This window comes from Sphingosinicella sp. (genome assembly GCF_052387495.1).
GTDB lineage: Bacteria > Pseudomonadota > Alphaproteobacteria > Sphingomonadales > Sphingomonadaceae > Allosphingosinicella.
In genome coordinates this window covers 1-10,661 of the sequence record NZ_JBQTJC010000053.1, presented here as the reverse complement: position 1 = coordinate 10,661, position 10,661 = coordinate 1, and the positions used below count along the sequence as shown (strand labels likewise).

At 68.7% G+C, this 10,661-nt stretch carries 13 protein-coding genes; 8 read left to right on the top strand and 5 right to left on the bottom strand.

Features of this window, described 5'->3' with window-relative positions; genetic code table 11:
* Positions 1-181: 181 nt before the first annotated feature.
* Positions 182-1,114, bottom strand: coding sequence for an Hsp33 family molecular chaperone HslO (locus ACT4N8_RS03065; RefSeq protein WP_444856668.1), 933 nt, complete (start codon positions 1,112-1,114; stop codon positions 182-184).
* A gap of 112 nt (positions 1,115-1,226) precedes the next feature.
* Between ACT4N8_RS03065 and ACT4N8_RS03060 the strand changes: the two genes are divergently transcribed.
* The 7 genes from ACT4N8_RS03060 to ACT4N8_RS03030 all read left to right on the top strand — a co-directional run bounded on the left by ACT4N8_RS03060 (position 1,227) and on the right by ACT4N8_RS03030 (position 5,583).
* The gene (locus ACT4N8_RS03060) at positions 1,227-2,300 is read left to right on the top strand and encodes a 2OG-Fe(II) oxygenase (protein ID WP_444856667.1); all 1,074 of its coding nucleotides are present in this window, start codon (positions 1,227-1,229) and stop codon (positions 2,298-2,300) included.
* Between the two features lie 135 nt (positions 2,301-2,435).
* Positions 2,436-2,957: a DUF2975 domain-containing protein gene (locus ACT4N8_RS03055; protein WP_444856666.1), complete on the top strand. Its 522-nt coding sequence runs from the start codon at positions 2,436-2,438 to the stop codon at positions 2,955-2,957.
* Between the two features lies 1 nt (position 2,958).
* Positions 2,959-3,192: a helix-turn-helix domain-containing protein gene (locus ACT4N8_RS03050; protein ID WP_444856665.1), complete on the top strand. Its 234-nt coding sequence runs from the start codon at positions 2,959-2,961 to the stop codon at positions 3,190-3,192.
* Positions 3,189-3,869 (top strand): hypothetical protein, encoded by a 681-nt coding sequence (locus tag ACT4N8_RS03045; protein WP_444856664.1) that lies wholly within the window; start codon positions 3,189-3,191, stop codon positions 3,867-3,869. The genes ACT4N8_RS03050 and ACT4N8_RS03045 overlap by 4 nt, the downstream gene beginning before the upstream one ends.
* Complete coding sequence (locus ACT4N8_RS03040; protein WP_444856663.1) at positions 3,866-4,312, top strand: hypothetical protein; 447 nt, start codon at positions 3,866-3,868, stop codon at positions 4,310-4,312. The genes ACT4N8_RS03045 and ACT4N8_RS03040 overlap by 4 nt, the downstream gene beginning before the upstream one ends.
* Positions 4,299-4,736: a hypothetical protein gene (locus ACT4N8_RS03035; protein ID WP_444856662.1), complete on the top strand. Its 438-nt coding sequence runs from the start codon at positions 4,299-4,301 to the stop codon at positions 4,734-4,736. The genes ACT4N8_RS03040 and ACT4N8_RS03035 overlap by 14 nt, the downstream gene beginning before the upstream one ends.
* A gap of 61 nt (positions 4,737-4,797) precedes the next feature.
* Positions 4,798-5,583, top strand: coding sequence for a TSUP family transporter (locus tag ACT4N8_RS03030; RefSeq protein ID WP_444856661.1), 786 nt, complete (start codon positions 4,798-4,800; stop codon positions 5,581-5,583).
* A gap of 17 nt (positions 5,584-5,600) precedes the next feature.
* Here the strand turns inward: ACT4N8_RS03030 and ACT4N8_RS03025 are convergent, their stop codons facing one another.
* The 3 genes from ACT4N8_RS03025 to ACT4N8_RS03015 form a co-directional block, all read right to left on the bottom strand.
* Positions 5,601-6,788, bottom strand: a complete 1,188-nt coding sequence (locus ACT4N8_RS03025) for an aspartate aminotransferase family protein (RefSeq protein WP_444856660.1) — start codon at positions 6,786-6,788, stop codon at positions 5,601-5,603.
* Positions 6,789-6,913: 125 nt separating this feature from the next.
* Positions 6,914-7,369, bottom strand: a complete 456-nt coding sequence (locus ACT4N8_RS03020; RefSeq protein WP_444856659.1) for a hypothetical protein — start codon at positions 7,367-7,369, stop codon at positions 6,914-6,916.
* Between the two features lie 153 nt (positions 7,370-7,522).
* Positions 7,523-8,362 carry an ABC transporter permease gene (locus ACT4N8_RS03015; protein WP_444856658.1) on the bottom strand — a complete coding sequence of 280 codons (840 nt, stop codon included), beginning with the start codon at positions 8,360-8,362 and terminating at the stop codon, positions 7,523-7,525.
* 67 nt (positions 8,363-8,429) lie between these two features.
* On the opposite strand from ACT4N8_RS03015, the gene ACT4N8_RS03010 reads away from it, so the two are divergent.
* Positions 8,430-9,131 (top strand): GcrA family cell cycle regulator, encoded by a 702-nt coding sequence (locus ACT4N8_RS03010; RefSeq protein ID WP_444856669.1) that lies wholly within the window; start codon positions 8,430-8,432, stop codon positions 9,129-9,131.
* On the opposite strand, the gene ACT4N8_RS03005 is transcribed toward ACT4N8_RS03010, so the two are convergent.
* Positions 9,128-10,661, bottom strand: a 1,534-nt coding sequence (locus ACT4N8_RS03005; protein ID WP_444856657.1) for a DNA-packaging protein, incomplete at its 5' end; no start/stop codon positions are given. The two genes, ACT4N8_RS03010 and ACT4N8_RS03005, sit on opposite strands and share 4 nt — an antisense overlap.

Here is a 10,661-nt window from a genome sequence, read left to right as displayed (position 1 = left end):
CCACGGCGGCCTGGCTCATGGCGCGACCCTATAGCGGCGACGGGCCGGAAAAAGAACGGGCCGCCCCGAAGGGCGGCCCAGTTCAGGCTTGAAGCCTGCTAGGGAGGAAAGCGTGCCCGCAAAAACTGGCACGACCTCCTCTTAGCAGCCTCATGGTAAACAGCGCGTTAACGCTATGAATTCACACCTGGTCGGCGTCGAGGTCGTCGAGCTTGACCGGGAAGACGCGCGAGCAGAATTCGCAATCGACGCTGATGAAGCCCTCGTCGTCGGCCATCTCGCGCCGCTCCTCCGGCGCGAAACGCGCCAGCACGCCGCGGACATGCTCGTAGGTGCAGCGGCAGCCCTTCTCCAGCGCCACCGTCGCGAGCAGGCGCACCTCCTCTTCCTCGTGGAACAGCCGCCAGAGCAGGGTCTCGAGCCCGAGCTCGCGGTCGGTGAGCTCGTTCGCCCGGATCGTCTCGGCGAGCGCGCGGACATGGTCCCATTCGGGATGGTCGAGGCGGGTGTGGAGCCGGTCGCGCCCCTCCTCGCCCTCGGGCAGATGCTGGAGCAGGATGCCGCCGGCGACGTGGCCGGTATCGTCGACCGCGAGCCGGACCAGGCTCGGAATCTGCTCCGATTGGCTGAAATAATGCTGCGCCGCCTCGGCGAGGCTGCCGCCCTCGAGCGGGACGATGCCCTGGTAGCGCTCGATCTTGTCGTCGCCCGGCACAATCTGGTCGAAGGTGATCGCGAGATAGGCCTTGCCGAACAGGGCCTCGAGCGAGGGCACCGCCGCCTCGGCCGCCAGCCGCTCCGGATCGAATCGAACATAGCCCCGGAGCTCGCCGCCGCGATAGTCGCAGACGAGCAGGTCGACGATCCCCGCCTCGGTCTGCGCCTGCAGGGTGAGCTGGCCGCCCGCTTCCTTGAGCGTCGCGCCCAACAAAGCCGTCAGCGTCAGCGCTTCCGAGAGGATCCGCGCGATCGGCGCCGGATAATCGTGCGCCGAGAGGATGTCGTCGAGCACCGGCCCGAGCCGCACCAGCCGCCCGCGCGCATCCCGCGCCGGCAGCGCGAAGCCCAAAGCCGCGTCGAGCTTCGCGGCGGAAGATACGGAAGCGGAGGTCATCGGGACCATTTGGGCCGAGCGGCGGGTGGGTTCAATATCCGCCACAGCCGCGATAGGCTGCCGAGCTATGGCCCCTTCACCCTCCGCGCCGCCCGGACGTCGAAAGCCGCTGTTGCCCGGCGACGCCGCGCCCTGGTTCCACGCCGTCGCGCTTGACGGGCTGGCGAACTACGCCTTCGACACCGTCGCCGGGCGGCACGTGCTGATGCTTTTCTTCGGCTCCATTCGGATCGAGGCCGTCCGCGACGCGGTGGCGCTGGTTGAACGCCACCGGGCCTTGTTCGACGACGAAAGCGCCTGTTTCTTCGGGATAACGATCGATCCGGAAGATACCGCGCGGGGACAGATCGCGCAAAGCCTGCCCGGCATCCGCTATTTCCTCGATTATGACGGCGCCGTCAGCACGCTCTACGGCGCGCGCGACGGCGAAAATTACCGGCCGCACTGGCTGCTGCTCGATCCTTCGCTGCGCGCGATCGGCGCCTGGCGGCTCGACGAGGGCGAGCGCGCCATCGCCAGGCTCGAAGCAAGCCTTCCGGAAGCCGCCGAAGACCTCTGGGCACCGGTGCTGCGCGTGCCGCGCGTGCTCGAGCCCGACATGTGCACCGAGCTGATCCGCCGCTACGAGGCCGACGGCGGCGAAGAATCGGGCTTCATGCGCGACGTCGACGGCAAGACGCGGCTGCTCGTCGATCCGAGGCACAAGCAAAGGCGCGATTGGTACATCGACGACCCGGAGTTGCGCAGCCAGATCGTCGCCCGCCTGAACCGGCGTCTCAACATTCCCGTCCAGCGTGCCTTCCAGTTCACGCCGACCCGAGTCGAGCGCCATCTCGTTGCCTGCTACGAGGCGGGGGCGGGCCACTTTCGGCCGCATCGCGATAATACGACCAAGGGCACGGCGCACCGCAAGTTCGCGGTGACGATCAATCTCAATGCCGGCGATTATGAGGGCGGCGACCTGCGCTTTCCGGAATTCGGAAGCCGCACCTATCGCGCTCCGACTGGCGGCGCGATCGTCTTCTCCTGCTCCCTCCTCCACGAGGCGACGCCGGTGACCCGGGGCAAGCGCTACGCCTTCCTCCCCTTCCTCTACGACGAGGAAGGCGCCCGCCTGCGCGAGGCGAACAACCCCCATCTCGGCGAAGGCGTCGGCGCCTATCGGATGGGCGAAGCCAAGGGCTGAGCACTCGCCGCGGCCTTGGCGAGCCGCCCGTCCAAATTCCCGACGATACCCGCGCTCACCCCGCTTGCGCGAAAGTCCTTGCCGAATATCGATAAGGTTATTATCGTTTATCGATAAGCCAATGGAGACATGGCGATGAGCCGATCCTATTCCGCCGCGCTGCCGATCGCTTGTGCCCTGCTGCGCCTGCTCGTTGTCCTCAACTGGCTGCTCGGCGCCGCGATCCTCGTTCTGCTGGTCGTAATGCCGCACCGGGAATGGATCATCAGCGCGCTCCACCTCTCGCCGTCGCCGGACACCGAGCGGCTGATCTGGGGGCTGCGCGCCGTCGCGATGCTCGGGCTCGTCACGATCCCGATCAATCACCTGATCCTGACGCGCCTGCTGGCGATGATCGAGACGGTGCGCGTCGGCGACCCGTTCGTCGCCGCCAACGCGAAGCGTCTGCAGGCGATCGCCTGGGCGCTGCTCGCGCTGCAGCTGCTCGGGGGCGCCATCTGGCTGATCGGGAGGACGATCTCGACGCCGGCGCATCCGGTCGATCTCGATACCAGCTTCTCGGTCAACGGCTGGCTCGCGGTGCTGCTCACCTTCATGCTGGCGCGGGTGTTCGCGGAAGGCACGCGAATGCGCGACGACCTCGAAGGGACGGTGTGACATGGCGATCGCCGTCAAGCTCGACGACCTGCTCCACGAACGCCGGATGACCCTGACCGAGCTCGCCGATCGGATCGGGATCACCCTTGCCAACCTCTCGATCCTCAAGACCGGCAAGGCGCGCGCGATCCGCTTCTCGACGCTCGAATTGATCTGCGCCGCGCTGGCCTGTCAGCCCGGCGACATCCTCGAATATCTGCCCGACGCCGTGGCGGACGAACGGGAGGCGGCATGAACATCCTGATGGCCATCCACATCGGTGCCGGGCTGCTGGCCCTGCCCGCCGGCACGATCGCGGTTGCGGTGCGCAAGGGCGGCCGGCTGCACGCCCGGGCGGGGACCGCCTTCTTCGGCTCGATGGTCGTCCTCGGCATCACCGCGGCGATCCTCGGGCCGTTCCGGGAACCCGAGCCGCTATCGCCGGTCGCGCCGCTCTTCGTCCTCTATTTCGTGACGACCTCCTGGGTCGCCGCGCGCCGGCGCGACGGGAGCACTGGCAGGTTCGAGATACTGGCCTGCGCGGCCGCGCTCGGCACTTCCGCCGTCATGTACTGGGGCGTCGTCATGGACGGCGCGACGACACCGGCGGGCCCCGGCGTTATCTATGTTCTCGCTAGCGTGTGCCTGCTCGCCGGGCTACTCGATCTGAACGCGATCCTGCGCAGCCCGCTGACGCCCGCCCGGCGCATCGCACGGCACCTCTGGCGAATGTGCTTCGCCTTCTTCATCGCGACCGGATCCTTCTTCATCGGTCAGCAGGACATATTGCCCGCGGCCTGGCGCGGCTCGCCGGCGTTGCTCCTCCTCGGCTTCGCGCCGTTCGCGGTAATGGCCTTCTGGCTCGCCCGCGTACGGCTCGGAAAGCGGCTGCGCGCCTCCCTCCAGGCGCTTCCGGAAAGGAAATTGGCATGAGCGAAGTTTCGCCCCTGCGGCTGTGGGTGATGCGCGCCATGTACCTGATTATGGCGGTCGGGATTGGGCTCACGGTCTGGCCGCTGATCCTCAGCCACAGCCTGGAGCTGCCACGCATGACCGGCGTCGCCTGGGCGCTGCTCGGGACGATCGGGCTGCTGGCGTTGCTCGGGCTGCGCTATCCGCTGCGGATGCTTCCACTGCTGCTGGTCGAGCTGACCTGGAAGGTGATCTGGCTTGCCGCCTTCGCGCTCCCACGCTGGCTCGACGGCACGCTCGACGAGGGGATGCGGACGACGATCTTCGAGACCTCCCTCGGCGCCGTCCTGCTCCTCGTGATCCCCTGGCGCTATGTCTGGGCGAATTACGTGGTCAGGCCGAGCGACCCCTGGACGTTCCGCCGTCCAGTGAGCGAAGTAGCGGCGAACCATGCAGCCGCCTGAGCCGATCTCCGCGCCCGCCGCTGCTACCGCCTACGAGGTCCCGTTGTGGCGTCTCTATGTCATCCGCCTCGGCGCCCTCGCCGGCGTGATCTCGCTTGGATCGGACGTTCTGCCCGCCCTGATCTGGCCCGATCCGGTGGGCCGTGGGATGATTACGTCGATCTTGGGCGGCCTCTGCTTAATGGCGCTGATCGCCATTCGCTACCCGCTCAAGATGGTCCCGATTCTGCTCTTCGAATTCGTCTGGAAGCTGATCTGGCTGCTCCGCTTCGGGCTGCCGCAATGGTCGGCCGGAACAGGATCGCCGCGATTGGGCGAGGACTTGATCTCGATCGGACTCTTTCCGCTCGTGTTCGGACTCGTCATCCCGTGGGGCTATGTCTGGCGCCATTATGTGAAGGCGCCGGCGGAGCGCTGGCGCTGAGCGGAGCCGCGTCGCCCTGCCCGGTTGCCGACGCTCCGCCCCGCCGCCATAGGCCGTCCCCATGGACATCGCGCTCATCGCGATCGTGGCGGCGCTGGCTTCGGCGCTGACCCTCTATTCGGGCTTCGGCCTCGGCACGCTCCTGCTCCCCGCCTTCGCCCTGTTCTTCCCGGCGCCCGTGGCGGTCGCGGCGACGGGGATCGTCCACCTCCTCAACAGCCTGTTCAAGGGCGCCCTGCTCTGGACGCGCGCCGACTGGGCGGTGGTGCTGAGGTTCGGGCTCCCGGCGGTGCCCGCGGCCGTCGCCGGCGCCTGGCTGCTCGCCTGGCTCGGGGAGACGCCGCGGCTGTTCGAATGGAGCGCGTTCGGGCGGAGCTTCGGGCCGACCGGCGCCGGGCTCGCCATCGGCCTCCTCATGATCCTGTTCGCCACGCTCGAGCTCCAGCGCTGGTTCCAGAAGCTCGAGGCGCCGTCGAGGCTGATGCCCCTGGGCGGCGCGCTGACCGGGTTCTTCGGTGGGCTGACAGGGCAGCAGGGCGCGCTGCGCTCGATCTTCCTGCTCCGCGCGGGGCTTTCAGCCCCGGTCTTCGTCGCCACCGGGGCGATGATCGCCGTCCTCGTCGATCTGTCGCGGCTGGCGACCTACGCCGCCTCCTTCACCGCGGCCGGGCTGAACCCCGCCGGGCGGGAGGGCCTGCTCGTCGTCGTCGGCACGCTCACCGCCTTCGCCGGCGCCTTCTTCGCCACCCGCCACCTCGAGAAAGTCACCATAGCTACCGTCCGCTACAGCGTCGCCGCCCTGATGTTCGTCATCGGCGCGGCGCTGGCGACCGGCATGCTGGGCTGATAGCCCCCTCCGCGCCATCAAGCCGCCTGCGGCACCTCGTAGCTGCGCGCGGCCTCGCTGAGCTTCTCGACGAACTCGGCGATATGCGCCTCCTCGATTACCAGCGGCGGCAGCACGCGCAGGACATTGTCGCCCGCCGCGACGGTCAGCAGGCCATGCTCGCGCAGGTGCGTCACGAAGGCGCGGCTGTCGCTCTTCATCTTGATGCCGAGGATCAGCCCCATGCCCCGCACGCTCTCGAAGAGATGGTCGTGATTGGGGATCATCTGCTCGAGCGCGCCCCTGAGCCGCTCGCCCATCCGGGTGACGTGGGCGAGGAATTCGTCATTGGCGACGACGTCGAGCACCGCCTGGCCGGCGGCGCAGGCGAGCGGCCCGCCGCCATAGGTCGAGCCGTGGGTACCGATCACCATCCCCGCCGCCGCCTTCTCGGTGGCGAGGCAGGCGCCCATCGGGAAGCCGCCGCCGATCCCCTTCGCCGCGGCCATCACGTCGGGGACGATCCCGTAATGCTCGTGCGCGAACATCTTGCCGGTCCGCGCGAAGCCGCACTGGACCTCGTCGAGGACGAGCATCAAATCGTGCTCGTCGCAGAGCTGGCGCAATCCCTTCATGAAGCCGTCGCTGGCCGGGCGGATGCCGCCCTCGCCCTGGATCGGCTCGACCAGGAAGCCCGCCGTGTGAGGCCCCATCGCCGCCTTCGCCGCCTCGAGATCGTCGAACTCGACGACATGGAAGCCGGGAAGCAAAGGCGCGAAGCCGTCGCGGAGCTTCTCCTGGTTGGTCGCGCTGATCGTGCCCAAGGTGCGGCCGTGAAAGGCGTTGGCGAAGGTGATCAGCTCGTGCTTCTCGGGCCGGCCGTGGTGATGGTGGTAGCGGCGCGCGGTCTTGATCGCGCACTCGACCGCCTCGGCCCCCGAATTGGTCAAAAACACGGTGTCGGCGAAGGTGAGATCGCAGAGCCGCTGCGCATAAGCCTCGCCCTGTGGGCTGCCGTAGAGGTTGGAGACGTGCATCAAAGTCGCCGCCTGCTCCTGGATCGCCCTGGTCAGCACCGGATGGCCGTGTCCGAGCAGATTGACCGCGATGCCGCTCGCGAAATCGAGGTATTTCTCGCCGCCTTCGCCGTGGAGATAGACCCCCTCGCCGCGCACCGGCCGCACCGGCGAGCGCGGATAAACGGGCATGAGCGGGGTGATGGCCATGATGTCCTCTTGCGTCGGCGGGCAACGGGAAAAAGGCGACCCCGCCTGAGGCCGCCTTTCATTCCCCGCTATAGGGATTTGGGGGGCGCCGCGTCAACGCGACCCGGCGCCCCGATTTTGCCGCTTTAGAAGGCGCGGCGGTCGCGGTCGCGGCGCTCCAGGCGGATGCGCTGCTCGAGCCGGTTGACCCGGAAGCGCAGCTGCGCGAACTCGCGGCCGCTGATTCCGCCGCGGGCGGCGAAGTGGAGCCGCTGGCGGATCTGCATCGCCTCGCGGCGCAGGCTCACCGCCTCGCGCGGCGAGATGATCCGGCGCTGCTGCGAACGGGTGATCCGGTTCTGCGCCTGGTTGAGGTCGCGGACCAGATTGGCTACGGCGCGGCGGTCGGGGCCGCGGTGATCATAGCCGCGGTCGCCGCCGCGGCGATCATCGCGCTGGTCCCAACGGCGATCGTCGCGCTGGTCCCAACGGCGATCGTCGCGCTGGTCATAGCGGCTATCGCCGCCACGATACTGAGCCGCAGCCGGAACAGCGGCGATCGTGGCGGTCGCGATGGCGACAGAGATAAGCAACTTACGCATGTGACTACTCCTTGCTGCACAATTGCAGAGGCCCTTCTACGAGCCCGGCAATGCCCCCGCGCTGAACGCACTCGACAGAATCCGTTCATAATTGTCGCAAGTTGTATGAACAAACGCCGAAATGAGCGCCGGGCGCGTCCGCCCGCGGAACCTTCAGGCGCGGAGCTTCCACCCGCTCTTGAGCAGGGCATAGCAAAGCCCCCCGAGCGCGAGGTTGATTCCGAGCAGCAGCAGGGCGCCGAACAGGATCGGCGAATCCGCCTCGCCGACGAAGCCGTAGCGGAAGCCCGAAATGACGTAGAAGAAGGGGTTGGCGTGGCTGATCGCCTGGAAGGTCGGCGACAGCGCATCGATCGAGTAGAAGGTGCCCGAGAGCAGGGCCAGCGGCGCCACCACGAAATTGGTCACCGCCGCGGCATGATCGAACTTCTCCGCCCAGACCGAGGTGACGAGGCCGAGGAAGCCGAGCATCATCGCCCCCATCAGGCCGAACCAGGCGAGCGCCCAGACATGGCTCGGCAGGACATGGACGCCCGGCCAGAGCAGCATCGCCAGCCAGACCGCGAAGCCGACCAGGATGGCGCGGGTCACCGAGGCGCCGACCAGTCCCATGATCAGCTCGCCGACCGAGAGCGGCGGCATTAGATAGTCGACGATCGTCCCCTGGATCTTGCCGACGAGCAGTGAGAAGCTGGCATTGGCGAAGCTGTTCTGGATCATCGCCATCACGATCAGGCCGGGGGCCAGGAAATCGGCGAAGGGCACCGCCGCCCCGCCCAGCGCCACCGTCCGCCCGTCCCGCCCCAGCGCCACCGTGAAAATGACGAGGAACAGCATCGTCGTCACCGCCGGCGCCCACACCGTCTGCAGCTGGACCTTGAAGAAACGCCTCACCTCCTTCACATAGAGGGTCGCAAGGCCGCCCCAATTGACGTTCCGGATGATCGGGACGCCGGGGTCGGTTTGAACCCAATTCGAAGGCTGGCCGTTCATGAGCGCCGTCGCTAGTCGCTGACGCTGTGGGCCGCAAGCCGTGAAGCCTGAAGGAAGAGTGATGTCCCTGTCCTGGACCGACGAGAGGATCGACCGCCTGAAATCGCTCTGGAAGCAGGGCATGACCGCGAGCCAGATCGCCGACGAGCTCGGCGGCGTCTCGCGCAACGCGGTAATCGGCAAGGCCCACCGCTTGGGCCTCCAGGCGCGGCCCTCGCCGGTCAAGGCGAACGAGCCCGCCCCGGCGCCCAAGCCGAAGCCCAAGGCGGAGAAGCCCAAGCCCACCGTCGCCGCCGCCCCGGCGCCCGCCCCCGCTCCTAAGGCAGAGGCGCCCAAGCCCGAACCCAAGCCGGCCGAGCCCGCCCCCGCCGCCGCCGAGCCCGCGCCTGCCGCGGAGGCCGCCGAGGCGCCCGCCGCGCCCGCGCCGCCGCAGCCGGTCGTTCGCTCGATCGGCCCGGGCGGCTTCGTCCGTCAGGGCCCGGGCGACCAGCAGGCGCCGATCCCGCCGGCGCCGCCGCGCCGCCTCGTCCCGGCCAAGCCGAGCCCGGAGATCGCCGACAAGACCGGCCTGCTCGATTTGAACGAGCGGATCTGCAAATGGCCGATCGGCCACCCGGGCGAGCCGGACTTCCACTTCTGCGGCGCCCCGGCCAATCCCGGCTTTCCCTATTGCGTCGCGCATTGCGGCGTCGCCTATCAGGCCCAGCTCCCCCGCCGCGACCGCAAGCCCCCGCCCCCTTTGCCCTTCGGGGGCCCCCGCGTTCGTTAGAGCCGCCTGATCCGCGGCTCCGCCTTCGGCTTGCCGAGCATCAGCTCGGTGAGCGCCCAGACCATCGCGTCGGCCCGGTCGGGCGAGCGCCCCGGCCCCGCCCAGCCGCCGCCCCGCGTCATCGCGCAAAGCTCGTCCTCGAGCTCGGGGAAGCAGCCCGCGAGCCGCGCAATGCCGCTTTCGAACAGCATCGCCACCGGCTCGGCCCGGTCGCCCTTGCCGTAGCGGGCGTGGACCGGCCGCACCGGCAGCGCCGGATCGGCGGTCTTGAGCACGCTCGTCACCATGTCGCCGCCCTGATTCTTCTCGACGATCACGCAATCCGCGCCCCAGAAGCCCGCCGCCTCCACCACCTTCGCCGCCCACCCCTCCGGCGACAGCCCGCGCTCGCTATGATCGCCCAGCACATAACCCACGCCGTCGCTCCCCAGCCCGCACGCCACGATTCCGCACGCATCCCCTTGCGCCGAAGCCGGCGGGTCCACCCCGATCACGATCCGCTTCAATTCGATCCTCCCCTGCATTTGCAGGATCATCGGGTCGGATCGTCTCCAAGACGATCCTTGGTCATGCGGGGCATGGCCAACCCGATGATGGGGACCACCCGAAATGAACAGGTCGCGATGTCCCCCGGACATCGCTGGACAGTGCGGGGCACTGTCCACCTGTCCATGGTGGAGGGGCCCCTCCACCGGCTGCGCCGGTCCCCCTCCCCGCGAAATCGCGGGGAGGAATGAAGGGGACCGCCCCCGCGCCAGCAAATCATGGCTCCACAGCGCCCCTTCCGCCTCCAGGATGATCTCCCCGTCCAGCTCCTCGCGTCCTTTCCTCGTCCCCCGATATTCCCCCTCCATCCGCGCCAGATAGGCGTCCGGCAGGTTGAGATTGTCCGCCGTCCGCCCCCGCGTCTTCGCGACGTCGCCCGCCGCCGCCAGCCGGCGGACCAAGGGCACCGATTTGGGCGTCGTCGTCACCAGCGCCTTCGGGCTCTCCCCCAGCCTGAGGCCGAGCTGCAGATTGTCCCAGGTCGCGTCCGGGTGGCGCCATTTGGCGATCTCGTCGCACCAGGCGAAATGGTGCTGCGGCCCGCGCAATTTGTCCGGGCAGCAGCCCGAATAAGCGAACGCCTCCGCGCCCGAGGGGAAGCGCAGGATCGCGTCGGTCCGCGCGTAACGCACCGTCTCGCCGGTCCGCGCCGTCGCGAGCAGCCCGCTCTCGCCCTCGATCATCACCTGGCGCACGTCCTCGATCGTCGCGCCGACCAAAGCGATCCGAGCGTCGCCGAACTTCCGCGCCAGTGCCCACACCCATTCCGCCCCCGCGCGCGTCTTGCCGAAGCCGCGCCCGGTCACCATCAGCCAGACCGCGCAGCCCCCCGCCCCGCTGAGGAACTGCGGGGGCGGCATTTGCCCCCGATGCGCCCAGCCCGGCCAGAAATGGTTCAGGCAGCGCTGCATCGGCGCGCTCAACCGCTCCACGAACCGCACCCGCTCCGCCACCGGCTCGATCTCCGCCACCACCCCCAGCAGC